This is a genomic window from Streptomyces pactum (assembly GCF_002005225.1).
Classification (GTDB): Bacteria; Actinomycetota; Actinomycetes; order Streptomycetales; family Streptomycetaceae; genus Streptomyces; species Streptomyces pactum_A.
The window spans coordinates 3,160,581-3,179,350 of the sequence record NZ_CP019724.1; the positions used below are offsets into that span (position 1 = coordinate 3,160,581).

Below are 18,770 nucleotides of genomic sequence, written 5' to 3' on the forward strand. Positions count from 1 at the left end.
AGACACCGTACGAATCAGCTCTCACGCACGCTTACGAAAAGGAGCCGCGGCCATGGCAGCGGGCGCCCCCCGGATCTTCGTCTCCCATCTCTCCGGCATCGCCGTGTTCGACCCGGCCGGCGACCAGGTGGGACGCGTACGTGATCTGGTCGTCATGCTCCGCGTCGCCCGCAAACCCCCGCGCGTGCTCGGCCTGGTCGTCGAACTCAGCACCCGCCGCCGCATCTTCCTGCCCATGACCCGGATCACCGGCATCGAGTCCGGCCAGGTCATCACCACCGGCGTGGTGAACGTGCGGCGCTTCGAGCAGCGGCCCACCGAGCGCCTCGTCTTCGGCGAGCTGCTCGACCGGCGGGTCACCCTCACCGAGACCGGCGAGGAGGTCACCGTCCTGGACCTGTCGGTGCAGCAGTTGCCGGCCCGCCGGGACTGGGAGATCGACAAGGTCTTCGTCCGCAAGGGCAAGAAGGGCGGCGCCTTCCGGCGCAACAAGGGCGAGACGCTGACCGTCGAGTGGTCCGGCGTCACCGGCTTCTCCGTGGAGGAGCAGGGGCAGGGCGCGGAGAACCTCCTCGCCACCTTCGAGCAGTTGCGCCCCGCCGACCTCGCCAACGTCCTGCACCACCTGTCCGCCAAGCGCCGCGCCGAGGTCGCCGCCGCCCTCGACGACGACCGCCTGGCGGACGTACTGGAGGAGCTGCCCGAGGACGACCAGATCGAGATCCTCGGCAAGCTCAAGGAGGAGCGCGCCGCGGACGTGCTGGAGGCGATGGACCCCGACGACGCGGCCGACCTGCTCGGTGAGCTGCCCGAGGAGGACAAGGAGCGGCTGCTGAGCCTGATGAAGCCCGACGACGCGGCCGACATGCGGCGCCTGATGGCGTACGAGGAGCACACGGCCGGCGGTCTGATGACGACCGAGCCGATCGTGCTGCGGCCCGACGCGACCGTCGCGGACGCCCTGGCCCACATCCGCAACCCCGACCTCTCCCCGGCGCACGCGGCGCAGGTCTACGTCTGCCGGCCGCCCGAGGAGACCCCGACCGGCAAGTACCTGGGCACGGTCCACTTCCAGCGCCTGTTGCGCGACCCCCCGTACACGCTGGTCGGCTCGATCATCGACGACGACCTGCAACCCCTGGATCCGGACGCCGCGCTGCCCGTGGTCGCCGGGTTCTTCGCCGCGTACGACATGGTCGCGGCGCCCGTCGTCGACGATTCCGGGTCGCTGCTGGGCGCGGTCACCGTGGACGACGTACTGGACCACATGCTGCCCGACGACTGGCGGGAGACCGAGTACCACCTCGAGGAGACGCCGGGGGAGGTGAGCGCCGATGGCGCCTGAGCGCGAGACCGCGACCCGTGAGCGTGCCGCGTCGGGTGCCACGGCGTCCTCCCGTGCCCGGACGCGCCTGGACCAGCCCCGCCCGCCGCGCCGCAGGCTGCTGCCCGAGTGGGACCCGGAGTCCTTCGGGCGGCTGTCGGAGCGCGTGGCGCGATTCCTGGGCACCGGGCGGTTCATCGTCTGGATGACCGTCGTCATCATCCTGTGGGTGGTGTGGAACGTGTCCGCGCCGAGCGGCCTGCGCTTCGACGAGTACCCGTTCATCTTCCTGACGCTGATGCTGTCGCTGCAGGCCTCCTACGCGGCCCCGCTGATCCTGCTCGCGCAGAACCGGCAGGACGACCGGGACCGGGTCAACCTGGAGCAGGACCGCAAGCAGAACGAGCGGTCGATCGCCGACACCGAGTACCTGACGCGGGAGATCGCCGCCCTGCGCATCGGCCTCGGGGAGGTGGCGACGAGGGACTGGATCCGCTCCGAGCTGCAGGACGTGCTCAGGGACCTGGAGGAGCGGCAGAACGGCCACCACCCCGAGCGCGGGGTATTCCCGGCAGATCGGTCCGCGGGGCGTGACGTACACGACCGGTGACGGGGCTTTCCGTGCCCCGTGGGCGGCGCCGTACCATCGACCTATGGCTACGGAAGACGCGGTGCGTGAAGCACTGGCGACGGTGAACGACCCCGAGATCAACCGCCCCATCACCGAGCTCGGGATGGTCAAGTCGGTGGAGATCGGCGCGGACGGAGCGGTCGCGGTCGCCGTGTACCTGACGGTCTCCGGCTGCCCCATGCGGGACACGATCACGCAGCGGGTGACGGACGCGGTGTCGCGGGTGGAGGGTGTCACGCGTGTCGACGTCGAGCTGGACGTGATGAGCGACGAGCAGCGCAAGGAGCTGGCGAACGCCCTGCGCGGCGGCCAGACCGAGCGCGAGGTGCCCTTCGCCAAGCCCGGCAGTCTGACCCGGGTGTACGCGGTCGCCTCCGGCAAGGGCGGCGTCGGCAAGTCCTCGGTGACGGTGAACCTGGCGGCGTCGATGGCGGCGGACGGCCTCAAGGTCGGTGTCGTCGACGCCGACATCTACGGCCACTCCGTGCCGCGCATGCTGGGCGCCGACGGCCGGCCCACCCAGGTCGAGAACATGATCATGCCGCCTTCGGCCAACGGCGTGAAGGTCATCTCCATCGGCATGTTCACCCCGGGCAACGCGCCGGTCGTCTGGCGCGGCCCGATGCTGCACCGCGCGCTCCAGCAGTTCCTGGCGGACGTGTACTGGGGCGACCTGGACGTCCTGCTGCTCGACCTGCCGCCCGGCACCGGCGACATCGCGATCTCCGTGGCGCAACTCGTGCCGAACGCCGAGATCCTGGTCGTGACGACCCCTCAGCAGGCCGCGGCCGAGGTGGCGGAGCGGGCGGGCGCGATCGCCGTCCAGACCCACCAGAAGATCGTCGGCGTGGTCGAGAACATGTCCGGCCTGCCCTGCCCGCACTGCGGCGAGATGGTCGACGTCTTCGGCACCGGAGGCGGCCAGTCGGTCGCCGACGGCCTGACCCGCACCACGGGCGCGTCGGTGCCGGTCCTCGGCTCCATCCCGATCGACGTCCGCCTGCGCGAGGGCGGTGACGAGGGCAAGCCCGTCGTCCTGACCGACCCGGACTCCCCGGCGGGCGCGGCCCTGCGCTCGATCGCCGGCAAGCTGGGCGGGCGTCAGCGCGGCCTGTCGGGGCTGTCGCTGGGGATCACGCCGAAGAACAAGTTCTGAGGCTCCGTACGGGGCCGGGGCGCTGTCCACCGGGACGGCGCCCCTCTTCGTACGCCCGGGCGCTCCCTAGGCGTACGCGGCGATGTCCTTGACCACCGAGAAGGCCAGCCCGTACGCGCTCATGCCCCTGCCGTACGCCCCCAGGTGGACGCCCTGCCCGGTGGAACCGGCGAGCACCCAGCCGAACTCGGTCTCCCGGTAGTGGAACTGCGTCGGCACGCCGTCCACGGGCAGGGACAGCGTCGACCAGTCCGCTCCGTCGAGATCGTCCGCGAGGACCCACGCGGTCTCGGTCTGCTGCTCCAGCCAGTCGTCGCGCAGCGAGTGGTCCATCTGGCCGGGCCAGGTGAAGGACAGCAGCCCCACTCCGGCGAGCCAGGCCGCCGAGGAGACCGAGGTGGCCTCCAGCAGTCCCGTGCCGTCGGCGCTGCGCCGGTCGGGGTTGGCCGCGACGGTCACGACGACCGCGAACTTCTCCTTGGCGTCCTGGTCGTCACCGGACACGTGTTCGTTGCGCACCGACGGTTCGTCGCCGTGCCCGGTCGAGCCGTGTTCCACGGTTCCGTCGGCCGCCGTGCCCACCTGCATCAGCCAGCGCCGCCCTGTGAAGGCCTCGTCGAGGCCGTACCACGGGAAGGGCGCGCTCAGGTAGCCGTCGATCGTCCGCCGGGCGGAGGGGACGTCTTGTCCATCCTCCGTGCCCGGCGTCTGCGCGACCGCCTGACTCGTCGTCTCCATGTGCCCGGACGCCTCCTCGCTCTCGTCGGAACGGAACGGCCCGCCCCCGTTCGGGCGACTCGTCCGGTCCGCACAACAACTCGGGCAGCATAGCCACACCACTGGCGGCAGCCGGGAAATCGCCCGGCGCGTGGGTCGCCCGGGCGTCGCCTTCAGGCCCTGTGCGCCCCGTCCGGAGTGTGAGACGCGTCACGTTATGGCGAGGGGGCCGGCCTCCGTGCCGTACCGCTGCCCGTGGGCCGGACTCAGGTGGCGTCCGCGTCGAAGGGCGGGCGGTCGTCGAGGGCGGGGGTCTCGGGCTTCTTGGTCATGTCGATGCGACCGCCGGTGGAGCCGGCCGACGAGGAACCGGACGACCCCGAACCGGACGACGAGTCCGACTCACGGCCGTGCACCGCGTCGGTGACCTCGGCCATCTCCTTCTTCAGGTCGAAGCCGTTGCGGATCTCCTTGAGCCCCAGCTCGTCGTTGTCCAACTGCTTGCGGATGAAGGTCTTGGGGTTGAGGTCCTCGAACTCGAAGTCCTTGAACTCGGGGCCCAGCTCCTGCCGGATGTCCTGCTTGGCGCTGTCCGAGAACTCCCGGATCTTCCGGATGGTGCGCGTCACGTCCTGGATGACCTTGGGGAGCTTGTCCGGACCGAAGACGAGCACGGCGAGGACGACGAGCGTCACCAGCTCTAGTGCGCCTATGTCATTGAACACCTGAAGCTCCTTGGGATGTCCGGGCCGCCACCACGGTACCCGGCGACCCCGTCCGACCGGTACCGTCCCGTGAGCCCCGAGTGCGTGTACGCGGGCGCTTTCCGAATTGTTTGCCTTCCCGGCGCCTCGTGTGGACCCGCGCGGCCGCTCAGCCCCCGTCGGAGGAGCCGAGCACCAGTGAGACCTTCGTCTCCTTGCCGTCGCGCTCGAGCGTCAGCTCCAGGCGGTCGCCGGGGCGGTGGGCGCGGGTCTTGACGATGAGTTCCTCACCGGAGTGCACGCGCTGACCGTCCACGGCGGTGATCACGTCACCCGGCCGGATGCCGGCCTCGGCCCCGGGCCCGCCCGTGGTGACCGCGGGTCCGCCGTCGCTGCCCTTGGCGCCGACGCGGGCGCCGTCGCCGGAGTAGTTCATGTCGAGGGTGATGCCGATGACGGGGTGGGTGGCCTTACCGGTGTTGATCAGTTCCTCGGCGACGCGCTTGCCCTGGTTGATGGGGATGGCGAAGCCGAGCCCTATGGAACCGGACTGGCCTCCGTCCGACTCGGCGCCGCCGCTGTCGGCGGACCGGATGGCGGAGTTGATGCCGATGGCCCGGCCCCGGGCGTCCAGGAGGGGGCCGCCGGAGTTGCCCGGGTTGATGGGCGCGTCGGTCTGCAGGGCGTCGACGTACGAGACGTCGCTGCCGTCGCCCTCCTCGCCGCCCGCCGTGATGGGCCGCTCCTTGGCGCTGATGATGCCGGAGGTGACGGTGCCGGCCAGGTCGAAGGGGGCGCCGATGGCGACGACGGGGTCGCCGACCCGCACGTTGTCGGAGTTGCCGAGGGGCAGGGGGGTGAGGCCGCTGACGCCCTTCACCTTCACGACGGCGAGGTCGTAACCGCTGTCGCGGCCGACGACCGTGGCCTCGGCGGTGTCGCCGCTGTTGAAGGTGACGGTTATGTCGCCGCCGGAACCGGCGGGCTCCACCACGTGGTCGTTGGTCAGGATGTGGCCGCGGTCGTCGAGTACGAACCCGGTGCCGGTGCCTGCCGAGTCGCTGCCGCTCACGTGCAGGGTCACCACGCTGGGCAGGGCCCGGGCGGCGATCCCGGCGACACTGTCCGGCGCCCGCTCCGCCGCCTCCTTGCCGGCCTGCGGCAGCTCCACCGTCCCCACGCCGCCGTTCCGCTCCAGGTACGTGCCCAGGGCGCCGCCGATGCCGCCGGAGACCAGGGCGATCAGCAGCGCGCCGCCGGCGATCGCTTTCCCGGCCCGCTTACGGCGCTGCTCCCGCGTCGGCGCGGCCGCACCGTTGTGCTGGAGGGGGGCGGCGGCCGAGACGGCCCAGGGGTCGTAACGCCCCCAAGGGTCGGTGCCGCCACCCTGGCCGTCACCGCCCGGACCGGGGGGCACCGGTGCCTGCGGCGACCCCGCCGGCGCGGGCGCCACCGCGGCTGCCGTCGCGCCGTGCACCGGTGCCGTGGGCGGGGCGGGAGGCGGGGCCTCGGCCAACGCCGGGTCGGGCACCGCACCCGGAGGCGGAGCCTGCGACGGCACCGCGGCCACGGCAGACCCCGCGGGGTGCCGGGCCGGCAAAACCGGAGGGGGAGCATCCGCCAACGCCGGGTCGGGCACCGCACCCGCAGGCGGAGCCTGCGACGGCACCGCGGCCACGCCGGACGCGGGAAGTCCGGCCGCCACCGTGCCGTGCGCGGGCGTCGCCGCCGGATGCTGCACCGGCGGAGCGGGGGCCCAGGGGCCCGGCTCGCCGTACGGCGGAGTGCTGTACGGGTCGGGGTCGTGCAGCGGCTTGGGCCGCTCGGCGCCGGACGCGACGGTCAGGACACCGCCGACATCGGCGCCACGAGGATCCGCGCCCGCACCGGCCTCCGGGACGACATCCGCGCCCGCGCCCACGTCCCGAACGGCATCCGCGCCCACGCCCGCATGCGGACCGGCATCGGCGCCACGAGGATCCGCGCCCGCGCCCCCGTGGGGGCCGGTGTCCGGGTGTCCGTCCGTCTCGGACGCCGGCCGGTCCAGTTCGTAGTCCCCCTCGTCGGCCACGCGCGACGGCGCCGGGCGGGCCAGTTCGAAGTCGGTCCGGTCGCCGCCCCCGTCGGCCACGTCTTCACCGGTGCCGGTGGTGTGGGCCGTGCGAGGGCGTTCCAGTTCGAAGTCGCCGTCGGTCGGGCCTTCGGACGAGCGGGGACGACTCCACCACTTCGCCTTCGTGGGCTTCCCCTCGTTCATGTTCTCCCCGCAGCTAGCCGCAGATCGTCGGCTCCAAGGGCTCTGATGCCACCCCGGATTCAATCAGGTTCGCGGGCCGGCGCGCAGAGCCCGGTCAGGGAGCCGGACGGTGGGACGCGGTGGGAGCCGCCATCGGGTAGGGAGACGGGGCCGGGTCGGGGACCGGTGCGGCGAACAGGCCGGGCGGCCTGACCTCGGGCGCCGTCGACCATGAGGTCAGGGCGAGCGGCGGGACCGCTTCGAGCGGACGTATCAGCGGGGACATGGCGGCCGCACCGGCCGTCACCGGAGTCGTCAGCGCACGCAGGGCCTGCTGCCGCGGATCGGCGCCCGCGGGGGCGGGCAGCCCGGGCAGCAGCGGCGCGGACAACGCGGTGGGGGCGACGGGGGTGTCACCGAGCGCCCGCTGCCCCTGGACCTGCCCGAGCAGCGAACCGCCCCCGCGCCGGCGCTGGCTCTCGGAGCCGGTGACCGCTCCCGCGCCCTGCGAGCGCGTCGGCGTCACATTGCTGCCGCTCCCGGAGCCGCGGGCCTCCGTGCTGGTGTCCGGGGTGCCGACGGTGACACCGCCCAGCGCGATCGCGGCCAACGACACCGCGCCGGCGGCGGCACAGGCGAACCGCAGGCCGCGCGAGGACGACCGCTCGGACTCGTGCCGGCTCACGTCATGAACCCGGAAGCCCCGCCCCGGCGAGGACGGGCCCCGCGAGGAGGGCGACAGTACGGCGGAGTGCGGCCGGGCGGGGACGTAGTCGAACTCGAACCGCTCGTCGCGCTTCGTCCCGAAGACCCCGTCGAGGCCACCGGCGAACCTTTGCCCGCCCAGCGGCGAGCCACCGGCACCGCCGGTGTCACCGCCCCCGGGGAGCCCCTGGAGGCGGGCCAGGAAGCTCTCGGACGGGGCGGGCGGGGCCGCTTCCGCGAAGACGTTCTTCAGCCGGCGCTGTGCGTCCACCTCCGCCTTGCACTTCGGGCAGGTGGCCACGTGCGCCAGTACACGCTCACGCGTGTCATGACCGAGCTCTCCGTCCACCAGGGCGGAGAGTCGGTCTCCCAGATGCTGCTCTGCGAGGTGCCCCTCGGATTTCGGCCGTGATCCACTCACGCGCTCGTGCCCCCTCCTCCCAGTGCGGGAACACGGGGCGCGAACGAGCGACGCTCGGCACGCGCCTTGGGAGACCGGTGCGCGAGTGCCTTGCGCAACTGGGAACGGCCGCGGTGGATCCGGGAACGGACCGTGCCGAGCTTGACGCCGAGTGTCGCGGCGATCTCCTCGTACGACAGCCCTTCGATGTCGCACAGGACCACGGCTGCGCGGAACTCGGGCGCGAGGGTGTCCAGGGCCTGCTGGACGTCCGCGTCGAAGTGGGCGTCGTGGAAGACCTGCTGCGGGCTGGGCTCCTTGCTGGGCAGCCGCTCGGCCGCGTCGTCGCCGAGCGCGTCGAAGCGGATGCGCTGCTTGCGGCGGACCATGTCCAGGAAGAGGTTGGTGGTGATGCGGTGCAGCCAGCCCTCGAAGGTGCCCGGCGTGTAGGTCGACAGCGACCGGAAGACGCGGACGAAGACCTCTTGAGTGAGGTCCTCGGCGTCGTGCTGGTTGCCGGTGAGGCGGTAGGCGAGGCGATAGACCCGGCCGCTGTGGGTGCTGACGATCTCCTCCCAGGTGGGCGGAGTCCACGCCTGCCCGTCCGCGTCGCTGGAAAAGGTCGCGGTCTGAACGTGTCCCGTGGCGGGACCATTGGCGTGGCTGTTGTCAGCAGCGGTGTCGTTCACGGATTTCGGCCTGCCCGCCGATCCGAGGAAGCGCCGCAGCACTCCTCCCCGATCCGCTGGTGCGGCCGCACCTCCCCTGTCGGCTCTGGTGGTGTCCAGTGGAGCCCCTACCATAGCCACCTCGCCCGTTAGCTCCGGATAAGCGGTTTTACGAGAATTTGATCTGGGCTGCCACGGCTCGTACGGCTGCGTCAGCACTTGCTCGACGCCCTGGTCCATCCGCCGCCCCCCGTCGCAGTCCCGCCGCTCGGTCGTCTCTTTACTCGCCCCTTTAAACGACCGGTCCCATCTGCGGGTTCCCGACGCCAACGGATACAGTCACGCCGAGGCAACGACGGGGACAGGAGAGGGTCATTACCGGCAACCGGCAGACGAGCTGGGCGTTCGCCGACGCCTTTGTCGCCGAGGACGACGCGCTGCTCTGGGCACGCGACCGGGCCCGGGAGGCCGGCCTGCGCTCGGTGACCCCGGGCACGGGCTCCGCGCTGGGGTTGCTCGCCGCCGCCGTGGACGCCAAGGCCGTCGCGGAGATCGGCACCGGCTGCGGCGTCTCCGGGATCCATCTGCTGCACGGCATGCGGCCGGACGGGGTACTGACCACGGTCGACCCGGAGCCGGAACACCAGCAGTTCGCCCGCCAGGCCTTCCGGGCCGCGGGCTTCGCCAGCAACCGGGCCCGCTTCATCCCGGGCCGCGCCCTGGACGTGCTGCCCCGGCTCGCGGACGCCGGTTACGACCTGGTCTTCTGCGACGGCGACCGCCTGGAGTACCTGGACTATCTCGCTGAATCGTTGCGCCTGCTGCGCCCCGGAGGGCTCGTCGCCTTCGAGGGCGTCTTCGGCGCCGGCCGGACGATCGACTCCGGGCCGCAGCCCACCGAGGTGCTGCGGCTGCGGGAAGTCCTGCGCGCGGTGCGGGAGAGCCAGGAACTGGTGCCGTCACTGCTGCCGGTGGGCGACGGACTGCTGTGCGCCGTCAAGCGCTGAATGCCGGCCGCGGCAGACCGGAAAAACCGGGATCTCACGTGAAAACAGAAAAACAATCGCCCCGGCACCCTGTGCGGTACCGGGGCGATTGAACGGGTATGGTCGCTCGCGCGTCAGCCGACGACCTTCTTGAGGGCGTCGCCGAGCGCGTCGGCCTCGTCGGGGGTCAGCTCGACGACGAGTCGACCGCCGCCTTCGAGCGGAACGCGCATGACGATGCCCCGCCCCTCCTTGGTCACCTCGAGCGGGCCATCGCCCGTCCGCGGCTTCATGGCCGCCATGCTCGTTCCCCTTCCTGATACCAGCTCACCGTCACCGCCGACGGCCCGTGAGGGCACGCGCAGTCCGGCATGGACGCGCGACACCGGCATCGAACACATTGCTTCCAAGCCATTATCCCGCATCCCAGGACCCGATGACCAACATCGGTCGGCATCGCTTGGGCAACGCACGCGAGCAAAACCACTCAATTCGGCGATGTGACTGCGATACTGCGCGCCCTCGCCCACTTCCGCCGAATGGATACGGACCGGAATTCTTTGACGCAGGTCACATCTCCCGAGCGATCCGTCGCCGGTGGTCTCCGTCATGCTGTGTCCCGGACAGACACCTACGACCACGACCGTACGACTACGACGCGGAGGGGAACCCCATGGCCGACACCGTGCTCTACGAGGTGAGCGACGGGCTCGCGACGATCACGCTCAACCGCCCCGAGGCGATGAACGCGCTGAACATCGAGACCAAGGTCGCGCTCCGGGACGCGGTGCGCTCCGCGGCGGCGGACGACGCCGTACGCGCGGTACTGCTGACCGCGGCCGGGGATCGGGCGTTCTGCGTGGGCCAGGACCTCAAGGAGCACATCGGGCTGCTGGCCGCCGACCGGGAAACGGGCTCGGGCCAGACCATGAGCACGGTGCGCGAGCACTACAACCCGATCGTGCGGGCGCTCTCCGAGGCCCGGAAGCCGGTGGTCGCCGCCGTGAACGGCGTGGCGGCCGGGGCCGGCTTCGGCTTCGCGCTCGCGGCGGACTACCGGGTCGTCGCGGAGACGGCGACCTTCAACACGTCCTTCGCGGGCGTGGCGCTCACCGCCGACTCGGGCGTCTCCTGGACGCTGCCGCGCGTCGTCGGCCCCGGGCGCGCCGCCGACCTGCTGCTCTTCCCGCGCAGCATCGGCGCCCGCGAGGCGTACGAGCTGGGCATCGCCAACCGGGTCGTCCCCGCGGCCGACCTGCGGGCCGAGGCCGAGCAGACGGCGCGGGCGCTGGCGGAGGGCCCGACGGTGGCGTACGCGGCGCTGAAGGAGGCGATGGCGTACGGGCTGACGCACTCGCTCTCCGAGACCCTGGACAAGGAGGACGAGTTGCAGTCCCGGGCGGGCTCCTCCCAGGACCACGCGATCGCGGTGCGGGCGTTCGTCGACAAGGAGAAGCCGCGCTATCTCGGCAAGTGAGCCCCCCCTGCTCGCCGGCCGCGCTGACCGGTGCCGGTGCCGGGGCCCCCGCCCCGGCCCGGACGGTCTCGTCCTCAGGCTCCCCCGGAGGGGGCACCCCCGGACGGGCTGTCGCGTGCCACGCACGCCGCCAGGTGGTCGTTGACCAGTCCGCACGCCTGCATCAGCGCGTACGCGGTCGTCGGACCGACGAAACGCAGGCCCCGCTTCTTCAGTGCCTTGGAAAGCGCCGTGGACTCCGGTGTGACGGCCGGGACGTCGGCGAGGTTCCCGGGCACCGGCCGGCCGGCCGGGTCGGGGGCGTGGGACCAGATCAGTTCGTCCAGGTCGCCTGGGGCCCACTCGGCCAGCGCCCGCGCGTTGGCGATGGTCGCGTCGATCTTGGCGCGGTTGCGGATGATGCCCGTGTCGGCGAGCAGGCGCTCGCGGTCCTCGTCGGTGAAGTCCGCCACCTTGGCGATCTCGAAGCCGGCGAAGGCGGTACGGAAGCCGGGGCGACGGCGCAGGATGGTGATCCAGGACAGGCCGGACTGGAAGGCCTCCAGGCTGAGGCGCTCGTACAGGGCGTCGTCGCCGTGGACCGCGCGACCCCATTCCTCGTCGTGGTAGGTCACGTAGTCCGCGGTGGACAGGGCCCAGGGGCAGCGCGGCGCGCCGTCCGGTCCCGCGACGGCCTCCCCGGCGCTCACTGCTGCTCCTTCGGGGTCGGCTTCTCCATGGAGACGTGCTGGTGGGCGATGGCGGCCCGGGCGCCGGCCAGCGCGGACTCCAGGTCTGCGATGCGGGCGTCGCGCTCGGCCAGCTCGGCGCCGAGGCGGCCGAGGGCGTCGTCGACGTCCGCCATGCGGTAGCCGCGGGCGACGAGCGGGAAGCGGAGCCGTTCGACGTCCGCGCGGCCCACGGGGCGGTCCGGGGGCAGGGAGTCCCGCAGCCGCTCGGGGGCGGCGTCGGGCAACGGCCCGCTGTCGCCGCCGCTCACCACGGCGAGTGTCACCGCGGCGACCACGACGGCCAGCGCGACGACGAGGAACAGGAACATGACCATCGCTGAGGCCCCCATGGTCGGGTCGAGCGCGGCGATCGCGTGGGTTCGACGGGATCGCGTGGCTGGTTGGATCTGAGTCGGGCTGGGAGTCGGACCGGGAGCCCGAGTGAGTCGGAGTCGGTTGTGTCGGGTCCGATCGTGCCATGCGAGTCTGACAGTCGGGGCCGCAGGCGGTCGAAGCCGCACGTTGAGGACCGGAGAGAACGGGACCCGGTGGTCGGATCCGGTGGTCGGCCCAAGGGTCGAGAGCGGGACGTGAGAACGGTATGGATGAGGAGAGGTCACAGGGGATGCTCAGGCTGGGCAGGCGTGGATTCGCGGCGCACGAGCCGGTGATCATGGCGATCGTGAACCGGACCCCGGACTCCTTCTACGACCGGGGGGCGACCTTCCGCGACGAGCCGGCCCTCGCGCGCGTGGAGCAGGCGGTGGCCGAGGGTGCCGCGATCATCGACGTCGGCGGGGTGAAGGCCGGACCGGGGGACGAGGTGTCGGCCGAGGAGGAGGCGCGGCGGACGGTGGGGTTCGTCGCGGAGGTGCGGCGGCGGTACCCGGACGTCGTGATCAGCGTGGACACCTGGCGGCACGAGGTCGGCGAGGCCGTGTGCGAGGCGGGGGCCGACGTGCTCAACGACGCGTGGGGCGGCGTCGATCCGAAGCTCGCGGAGGTCGCCGCGCGGTACGGGGCGGGGCTGGTGTGCACACACGCCGGCGGCGCTCAGCCGAGGACCCGGCCGCACCGGGTGACGTACGACGACGTCATGGCCGACATCCTGAAGGTGACGCTGGGGCTGGCCGAGCGGGCGGTGGCGCTGGGCGTGCCGCGGGAGTCGGTGCTGATCGACCCCGGTCACGACTTCGGGAAGAACACGCGGCACAGCCTGGAGGCGACGCGGCGGCTCGGGGAGATGGTGGAGACGGGGTGGCCGGTGCTGGTGTCCCTGTCCAACAAGGACTTCGTCGGGGAGACGCTGGACCGGCCCGTGAAGGAGCGGGTGCTGGGGACGCTGGCGACGACGGCGGTGTCCGCGTGGCTGGGGGCGCGGGTGTACCGGGTGCACGAGGTGGCGGAGACACGGCAGGTGCTGGACATGGTCGCGACCATCGCGGGCCACCGGGAGCCCGCCGTCGCCAGGCGGGGCCTGGCTTAGGGGACGGACTCGGGGACAGGCCCGGAGAAGACTCAGGGGAGGCCCAGGGGACCCAAGGGACCCAAGGGGCCCGACTCCCGCCCCCTGGCCCCTGGGGGCCTGGGGGCTGGGGGCCTGGGGACCTGGGCCCATGGGCCCCGCTGGTGTCTACCGCCCCGCCTCCTTGGAGACCAGGGCCACCGCCTCGTCCACGTCGTCCGTGACGTGGAAGAGGAGGAGGTCCTTCTCCGCGGCCTTGCCCTGGGCGACCAGGGTGCCGCGGAGCCAGTCGACCAGCCCGCCCCAGTACTCGGAGCCGAAGAGGACGATGGGGAAACGGGTGACCTTCTGGGTCTGCACCAGGGTGAGGGCCTCGAAGAGTTCGTCGAGGGTGCCGAGTCCGCCGGGCAGCACCACGAAGCCCTGCGCGTACTTCACGAACATCATCTTGCGGACGAAGAAGTAGCGGAAGTTCAGGCCGATGTCGACGTACGGGTTGAGCCCCTGCTCGAAGGGCAGCTCGATGCCGAGACCGACCGAGGTGCCGTTCGCCTCGAGGGCGCCCTTGTTGGCCGCCTCCATGGCGCCGGGCCCACCGCCGGTGATGACCGCGAAACCCGCTTCCACCAGGCCGCGCCCGAGCCGCACGCCCGCCTCGTACTCCGGTGAGTCCGCCGCCGTACGGGCGGAGCCGAAGACGCTGATCGCGGGTGGGAGTTCGGCCAGCGTGCCGAAGCCCTCGATGAACTCCGACTGGATGCGCAGGACGCGCCAGGGGTCGGTGTGCACCCAGTCCGTCGGGGCACGCTCGTCCAGCAGACGCTGGTCCGTGGTGCTCTTCTGCACCTGACCCCGCCGCCGGAGGACAGGGCCCAGGCGCTGCTCCTCCGGTGGCCGCTTCTTGCCCTCGGGGTTGCCGGTAGCCATGCGCGCTCCCTCCAGTTCCAGGTTTCTCCACCTCAGCGTAGATCTACGCGGGTTACGTACGAGGGACCTCAGCATGTCCGTCACACAGCCGCGTAAACCCGGCGCGGATCACGCGGTCAGCCAGGACCGCAGGCGCTCCTCCCCCGCGAGGATCTTCGCCACCTCGACCCGCTCGTCGCGCTTGTGGGCCAAGTGGGGGTTGCCCGGGCCGTAGTTGACCGCCGGGACGCCGAGCGCCGAGAAGCGCGACACGTCCGTCCAGCCGTACTTGGGCTGCGGGGTGCCGCCCACCGCCTCGATGAAGGCCGCCGCGGCCGGGTGGGACAGCCCCGGCAGGGCCGCGCCGCTGTGGTCGTCGACCACGAACTCCGCCACCCCGCAGTCCGCGAAGACCTCGCGCACGTGGGCGAGGGCCTCCTCGGGGCTGCGGTCCGGGGCGTAGCGGAAGTTGACCGTGACCACGCACTCGTCGGGGATGACGTTGCCCGCCACCCCGCCCGTGACGCCGACCGCGTTCAGGCCCTCGCGGTACTCCAGCCCGTCGATCACCGGGTAGCGCGGCTCGTACGCCGCCAGGCGCGCGAGGATCGGCGCGGCGGCGTGGATGGCGTTGGAACCCATCCAGGAGCGCGCGGAGTGCGCCCGCTCCCCCGTCGTCTTCAGCAGCACCCGCAGCGTGCCCTGGCAGCCGCCCTCCACCTGGCCGTCCGACGGTTCGAGCAGCACCGCGAAGTCGCCCTCCAGCCACTCGGGGTGCGCCTCGGCGACGTGCTTCAGCCCGTTCAGCTCGGCGGCGACCTCCTCGTTGTCGTAGAAGACGAAGGTCAGGTCGCGGTTGGGGGCCGGGACGGTGGCGGCGATGCGCAGTTGCACCGCGACACCCGCCTTCATGTCGCAGGTGCCGCACCCCCACAGCACGCCGTCCTCGTCCAGCCGCGACGGAACGTTGTCCGCGATCGGAACGGTGTCGATGTGGCCGGCCAGGAGCACCCGCTCCGCCCGCCCCAGATCCGTACGCGCCACGACGTTGTTGCCGAACCGCTCGACCGACAGGTGCGGCAGGGCGCGCAGCGCGCTCTCGATCGCGTCCGCCAACGGCTCCTCGGTGCCGCTCTCGGAGGGGAAGTCGACGAGTCGCGCGGTAAGCTCCGCGGCGTCCAGCGTGAGGTCAAGCGGGGTATCGGCCATGGCTCCGACCCTAACTCCCCCGCCCTTTCGGGCACTGTGCGTACCCGGCGTACGCCACGCCCTACCCTCCAGTACCTTGTACGCGTGCTTCAGCCGTCCCCACCCCGCAAACGCCGTGGCCGCCTGCTCCGTTCCGGCGCGGCCTCCATGGTCCTGCTCGCGGTCGCCGGGTACCTCGCGGTGCAGTACGTCACCGGGGGCGTGGGCGCCCCCGGTTGCAAGGTCGTCTCGGCCGAGGACGACCGGACGACCTACGAGTTCACACCGGAGCAGGCGGTGAACGCAGCGACGATCACCGCCGTGGGCACCGCGCGCAACCTGCCGGAGCGGGCGGTGACGATCGCGCTGGCAACCGCCCTGCAGGAGTCGACACTGCGCAACATCGACTACGGCGACCGCGACTCTCTCGGCCTGTTCCAGCAGCGGCCGTCCCAGGGCTGGGGCACCCCGAAGGAGATCATGGACCCGGCCTACTCGGCGGCCAGGTTCTACGACCACCTGGTCGAGGTGCCCGGCTACACGCGCCTGCCGCTGACCGTCGCCGCCCAGCGCGTGCAGCGCAGCGGCTTCCCGCAGGCCTACGCCAAGCACGAAACGGACGCCAAGCTGCTCGCGGCCGCGCTGACCGGACGCTCCGCGGCGACGCTGACCTGCGAGGGACGCCCGGGCGCGGCCCGGGCCGAGGGGCCGGCCGCGGTCCGCGCGGCGCTCGTACGGGACTTCGGGCAGGACGTGCTCCAGCCGGCCGGGGCGACCGCGGACGGCGCCTCGGCGGCACCCACGGCCTCCCCCTCCCCGACCCCGGGCGGAACGGGCGCCTCCGCCGGCTCCGACGGCTCCGACGGCTCCGACGGCTCCGACGGGCGGACCGTGACGCTGCCCGTGACCGCCGGCTCGGGCACGGAGGAGCGCCTCGACCGGCGAGGCTGGCAGCTCGCCCACTGGGCGGTGGCCAACGCCTCCTCGCTGCGCATCGAACGCGTCTCCTACGCGGGCCGCGTGTGGACCGCGGGAAGCACCGACAGCAAGTGGTACCCGACGGGTACGGGCAGCACGGGCGGCGCCGAGCGGGCCGCGGGGTCCGTCCGCATCACCTCCGCGCGGTAGCGCTCGCCCGTACGAGCCGTCACCCCTGGGAGTTACCCGCACCGGCGTCGGGTCGACGCGGTGCGCGGGTTTGCGCGCCGTCGCCCCTCGTTCCGCCGGAGTCCAGGAGCATCAAGGGCTGTAAGGATTCGGCAGACTTCCCGAACCGGAGTCCTTTTGCCCGTTTTTCTGTGCACCTGATAATGCGACGCATTACCAACTCTTTACGTTGCGCCGCCGCAACCTTCCTGGCCTTCGAGCGGTAGTCACTGCGTCCGAGCCCGGTCGATCACTCGCCGGGCACGGTCGGATTCCTCATCATTGACTTCCGTCGAAGGAGCATCATGTCCCTCCCCCTGACCCGCCGGATCGCCCGTGCCGCGCTGCTCGTCGCTGCGGGAGCGGCTGCCGGGGTCGGTGCGGCCGGCTCCGCCAGCGCGGCTCCCGAACTGCCGGCCACCCCGAACCTCGGGGGACTGACCGCCCTGGACGGGGCGAACGTCGGCAACACCGTCGACTCCGCGGCCCAGAGCGTCACCAAGACCGCGGGTGACACCGGCGGCAAGGCCCTCAAGAAGTCCGTGCCGGCCGCGGGCAAGACCGGTGGCTCGGTCGTCAAGAAGGCCACCCCGGTGGCCCAGAAGGCCGCCGGTGACGCGGCGGACTCCGCCGGCGACGTCGTCGGTGACACGGCGCAGACGGCCACGAAGGACGGACTGCCGAAGGACGCGCTGGGCACGGGCGGGCTGCCGGTGCAGGATCTGCCGGTCGGCTGACGGCGGCCGCGCCCGGCTCGTACGGCGCCGGGGTCTGGGGTTCCCAGGCCCCGGCGTTCGCGTGTCCACGCCGGGGCGGTGGGCGCGCGTCGCGACCACGCACCCGGCGTGGGGCGGCCAGGGCGCCGGGCACCATGCGCCGGGCGCCATGCGCCGGGCGCCATGCGCCGGGCGCCATGCGTCCGGCGTCGGGCGTCCGGCCTCGGGCGTCCGGCGTCAGGCATCCGGCGTCGGGCGTCCGGCATCCGGCGTCGGGCGTCCGGCCTCGGGCGTCGGGCGTCAGGCATCCGGCGTCGGGCGTCCGGCATCCGGCGTCGGGCGTCCGGCCTCGGGCGTCCGGCCTCGGGCGTCCGGCGTCCGGCCTCGGGCGTCCGGCGTGAGACCTCAGGCGTCGGGCGTCCGGCCTCAGGCCGTCAGCCGCTCCACTGCCGCGCGTACGCGCTCGTCCGTGGCCGTGAGGGCTACGCGGACGAAGTTGCCGCCCGCCGGGCCGTAGAAGTCGCCGGGGGCCACCAGGACGCCGCGTTCGGCCAACCGGGCCACCGTGTCCCAGCAGGACTCGTCGCGGGTGGCCCAGAGGTAGAGGCTGGCCTCGCTGTGCTCGATGCGGAAGCCGTGGCCGAGGAGCGCCCCGCGCAGGGCCGTGCGGCGGGCCGCGTAGCGCTCGCGCTGGACGCGGACGTGCTCGTCGTCGCCCAGAGCCGCCACCACGGCCGCCTGGGTCGGCGCCGGGGTCATCATGCCGCCGTGCTTGCGGATCTCCAGGAGGGGTCCCAGGACGGCCGGGTCGCCCGCGAGGAAGGCCGCCCGGTAGCCCGCGAGGTTGGAGCGCTTGGAGAGCGAGTGGACGGCCACCAGGCCGTCGTACGAGCCGCCGTTGACGTCCGGGTGGAGGACGGAGACCGGGTCGGCCTCCCAGCCCAGCTCCAGGTAGCACTCGTCGGAGACGACGAGGACGCCGTGCTGGCGGGCCCAGGACACGATCCGGGTCAGGTCGGGCTTCGACAGCACCTTGCCGGTCGGGTTCGACGGGGAGTTGAGCCACAGGAGCCGCAGGCCCGTCGGGTCCAGCTCGGTCGGGTCGTCGTACGCCTCGTACTCCGCGCGGGCCAGGCGCGCACCGACCTCGTACGTCGGGTAGGCCAGCCGCGGGAAGGCGACCCGGTCGCCGGGTCCGAGACCGAGCTGGGTCGGGAGCCAGGCGACGAGTTCCTTGGAGCCGACGACGGGCAGGACGTGGCGGTGGGTGACGTCCCGGGCGCCGAGGCGGCGCTCGACCCAGCCGGTGATCGCGTCGCGCAGTGCCGGGGTGCCCCAGACCGTCGGGTAGCCCGGTGAGTCCGCCGCGTCGATCAGGGCCTTCTGGATCAGCTCGGGGACCGGGTCGACCGGGGTGCCGACGGAGAGGTCGACGATGCCGTCCGGATGCGCGGCGGCCGTCTTCTTGTACGGCTCCAGCTTGTCCCAGGGGAAGGCCGGAAGCCGGTCGGAGACTGCGGACACGGTGACTGGCTCACTTTCTTCGGTGCGGCCGGTGCGGCCGGTGCGGCTGCGGGGCGAAACGCCTCGGTCCCGCACGGCGTCGATCGGGGCGATCAGCCGTACGGGACCGGG

The 18,770-nt window shown here is 72.5% G+C and carries 19 protein-coding genes; 8 read left to right on the plus strand and 11 right to left on the minus strand.

From position 1 onward, the window contains the following. The first annotated feature begins 52 nt into the window (after nt 1-52). The 3 genes from B1H29_RS12740 to B1H29_RS12750 are packed head-to-tail and all read left to right on the plus strand — an operon-like array spanning nt 53 to nt 3,111. A complete protein-coding gene (locus tag B1H29_RS12740; RefSeq protein WP_055417993.1) occupies nt 53-1,345 on the plus strand; it encodes a magnesium transporter MgtE N-terminal domain-containing protein in 1,293 nt (430 codons plus the stop codon). Continuing rightward, the gene (locus B1H29_RS12745) at nt 1,335-1,934 is read left to right on the plus strand and encodes a DUF1003 domain-containing protein (protein ID WP_055417994.1); all 600 of its coding nucleotides are present in this window, start codon (nt 1,335-1,337) and stop codon (nt 1,932-1,934) included. The genes B1H29_RS12740 and B1H29_RS12745 overlap by 11 nt, the downstream gene beginning before the upstream one ends. A gap of 43 nt (nt 1,935-1,977) precedes the next feature. Beyond that, nucleotides 1,978-3,111, plus strand: a complete 1,134-nt coding sequence (locus B1H29_RS12750) for an Mrp/NBP35 family ATP-binding protein (protein ID WP_055417995.1) — start codon at nt 1,978-1,980, stop codon at nt 3,109-3,111. 66 nt (nt 3,112-3,177) lie between these two features. On the opposite strand, the gene B1H29_RS12755 is transcribed toward B1H29_RS12750, so the two are convergent. The 5 genes from B1H29_RS12755 to sigE form a co-directional block, all read right to left on the minus strand. Next, on the minus strand, nt 3,178-3,849 hold the full coding sequence (locus B1H29_RS12755; protein WP_055417996.1) for a hypothetical protein: 672 nt from the start codon (nt 3,847-3,849) through the stop codon (nt 3,178-3,180). Nucleotides 3,850-4,094: 245 nt separating this feature from the next. Next, complete coding sequence (locus tag B1H29_RS12760; RefSeq protein WP_055417997.1) at nt 4,095-4,553, minus strand: sec-independent translocase; 459 nt, start codon at nt 4,551-4,553, stop codon at nt 4,095-4,097. 148 nt (nt 4,554-4,701) lie between these two features. Beyond that, nucleotides 4,702-6,789 (minus strand): trypsin-like peptidase domain-containing protein, encoded by a 2,088-nt coding sequence (locus tag B1H29_RS12765; RefSeq protein WP_055417998.1) that lies wholly within the window; start codon nt 6,787-6,789, stop codon nt 4,702-4,704. Between the two features lie 94 nt (nt 6,790-6,883). Then, the gene (locus B1H29_RS12770; RefSeq protein ID WP_348273497.1) at nt 6,884-7,822 is read right to left on the minus strand and encodes a zf-HC2 domain-containing protein; all 939 of its coding nucleotides are present in this window, start codon (nt 7,820-7,822) and stop codon (nt 6,884-6,886) included. A gap of 68 nt (nt 7,823-7,890) precedes the next feature. Next, the gene (gene sigE, locus B1H29_RS12775) at nt 7,891-8,562 is read right to left on the minus strand and encodes an RNA polymerase sigma factor SigE (protein ID WP_055418933.1); all 672 of its coding nucleotides are present in this window, start codon (nt 8,560-8,562) and stop codon (nt 7,891-7,893) included. Nucleotides 8,563-8,849: 287 nt separating this feature from the next. On the opposite strand from sigE, the gene B1H29_RS12780 reads away from it, so the two are divergent. Then, the gene (locus B1H29_RS12780; RefSeq protein WP_167392597.1) at nt 8,850-9,548 is read left to right on the plus strand and encodes an O-methyltransferase; all 699 of its coding nucleotides are present in this window, start codon (nt 8,850-8,852) and stop codon (nt 9,546-9,548) included. Between the two features lie 113 nt (nt 9,549-9,661). Here B1H29_RS12780 and B1H29_RS12785 read toward each other — a convergent pair whose 3' ends face one another. Then, the gene (locus B1H29_RS12785) at nt 9,662-9,829 is read right to left on the minus strand and encodes a DUF3117 domain-containing protein (protein ID WP_003966491.1); all 168 of its coding nucleotides are present in this window, start codon (nt 9,827-9,829) and stop codon (nt 9,662-9,664) included. A gap of 371 nt (nt 9,830-10,200) precedes the next feature. Between B1H29_RS12785 and B1H29_RS12790 the strand changes: the two genes are divergently transcribed. Then, a complete protein-coding gene (locus B1H29_RS12790) occupies nt 10,201-11,004 on the plus strand; it encodes an enoyl-CoA hydratase/isomerase family protein (protein ID WP_055418001.1) in 804 nt (267 codons plus the stop codon). A gap of 74 nt (nt 11,005-11,078) precedes the next feature. Here the strand turns inward: B1H29_RS12790 and B1H29_RS12795 are convergent, their stop codons facing one another. Together B1H29_RS12795 and B1H29_RS12800 are read right to left on the minus strand one after the other, a co-directional pair. After that, the gene (locus tag B1H29_RS12795; protein WP_055418002.1) at nt 11,079-11,693 is read right to left on the minus strand and encodes a DNA-3-methyladenine glycosylase I; all 615 of its coding nucleotides are present in this window, start codon (nt 11,691-11,693) and stop codon (nt 11,079-11,081) included. Next, nucleotides 11,690-12,049 carry a DivIVA domain-containing protein gene (locus B1H29_RS12800; protein WP_055418003.1) on the minus strand — a complete coding sequence of 120 codons (360 nt, stop codon included), beginning with the start codon at nt 12,047-12,049 and terminating at the stop codon, nt 11,690-11,692. Before B1H29_RS12800 ends, B1H29_RS12795 begins: the two co-directional genes overlap by 4 nt. 290 nt (nt 12,050-12,339) lie before the next feature. On the opposite strand from B1H29_RS12800, the gene folP reads away from it, so the two are divergent. Continuing rightward, entirely contained in the window at nt 12,340-13,200 is an 861-nt protein-coding gene (folP, locus tag B1H29_RS12805) for a dihydropteroate synthase (protein ID WP_055418004.1), read from the plus strand. A 147-nt stretch (nt 13,201-13,347) separates the two neighbouring features. Here folP and B1H29_RS12810 read toward each other — a convergent pair whose 3' ends face one another. Together B1H29_RS12810 and dapE are read right to left on the minus strand one after the other, a co-directional pair. Further along, on the minus strand, nt 13,348-14,106 hold the full coding sequence (locus tag B1H29_RS12810) for a TIGR00730 family Rossman fold protein (RefSeq protein ID WP_055418005.1): 759 nt from the start codon (nt 14,104-14,106) through the stop codon (nt 13,348-13,350). A gap of 108 nt (nt 14,107-14,214) precedes the next feature. Next, nucleotides 14,215-15,294: a succinyl-diaminopimelate desuccinylase gene (gene dapE / locus B1H29_RS12815; RefSeq protein ID WP_055418006.1), complete on the minus strand. Its 1,080-nt coding sequence runs from the start codon at nt 15,292-15,294 to the stop codon at nt 14,215-14,217. A gap of 84 nt (nt 15,295-15,378) precedes the next feature. Between dapE and B1H29_RS12820 the strand changes: the two genes are divergently transcribed. Together B1H29_RS12820 and B1H29_RS12825 are read left to right on the plus strand one after the other, a co-directional pair. Beyond that, nucleotides 15,379-16,401 (plus strand): heavy metal transporter, encoded by a 1,023-nt coding sequence (locus tag B1H29_RS12820; protein ID WP_079160192.1) that lies wholly within the window; start codon nt 15,379-15,381, stop codon nt 16,399-16,401. A gap of 323 nt (nt 16,402-16,724) precedes the next feature. Further along, nucleotides 16,725-17,156 (plus strand): hypothetical protein, encoded by a 432-nt coding sequence (locus tag B1H29_RS12825; RefSeq protein WP_055418008.1) that lies wholly within the window; start codon nt 16,725-16,727, stop codon nt 17,154-17,156. 405 nt (nt 17,157-17,561) lie between these two features. On the opposite strand, the gene B1H29_RS12835 is transcribed toward B1H29_RS12825, so the two are convergent. Further along, a complete protein-coding gene (locus tag B1H29_RS12835; protein WP_055418009.1) occupies nt 17,562-18,659 on the minus strand; it encodes a bifunctional succinyldiaminopimelate transaminase/glutamate-prephenate aminotransferase in 1,098 nt (365 codons plus the stop codon). Nucleotides 18,660-18,770 lie beyond the last annotated feature (111 nt).

Bases quoted from the DNA above. Each gene is read 5' to 3' on its own strand.
- B1H29_RS12755 (WP_055417996.1), bottom strand. From the start codon at position 3,849: ATGGAGACGACGAGTCAGGCGGTCGCGCAGACGCCGGGCACGGAGGAT.
- B1H29_RS12810 (WP_055418005.1), bottom strand. From the start codon at position 14,106: ATGGCTACCGGCAACCCCGAGGGCAAGAAGCGGCCACCGGAGGAGCAG.
- folP (WP_055418004.1), top strand. From the start codon at position 12,340: ATGCTCAGGCTGGGCAGGCGTGGATTCGCGGCGCACGAGCCGGTGATC.
- B1H29_RS12785 (WP_003966491.1), bottom strand. From the start codon at position 9,829: ATGGCGGCCATGAAGCCGCGGACGGGCGATGGCCCGCTCGAGGTGACC.
- B1H29_RS12790 (WP_055418001.1), top strand. From the start codon at position 10,201: ATGGCCGACACCGTGCTCTACGAGGTGAGCGACGGGCTCGCGACGATC.
- B1H29_RS12745 (WP_055417994.1), top strand. From the start codon at position 1,335: ATGGCGCCTGAGCGCGAGACCGCGACCCGTGAGCGTGCCGCGTCGGGT.
- B1H29_RS12800 (WP_055418003.1), bottom strand. From the start codon at position 12,049: ATGGTCATGTTCCTGTTCCTCGTCGTCGCGCTGGCCGTCGTGGTCGCC.
- dapE (WP_055418006.1), bottom strand. From the start codon at position 15,294: ATGGCCGATACCCCGCTTGACCTCACGCTGGACGCCGCGGAGCTTACC.
- B1H29_RS12750 (WP_055417995.1), top strand. From the start codon at position 1,978: ATGGCTACGGAAGACGCGGTGCGTGAAGCACTGGCGACGGTGAACGAC.
- B1H29_RS12765 (WP_055417998.1), bottom strand. From the start codon at position 6,789: ATGAACGAGGGGAAGCCCACGAAGGCGAAGTGGTGGAGTCGTCCCCGC.
- B1H29_RS12825 (WP_055418008.1), top strand. From the start codon at position 16,725: ATGTCCCTCCCCCTGACCCGCCGGATCGCCCGTGCCGCGCTGCTCGTC.
- B1H29_RS12740 (WP_055417993.1), top strand. From the start codon at position 53: ATGGCAGCGGGCGCCCCCCGGATCTTCGTCTCCCATCTCTCCGGCATC.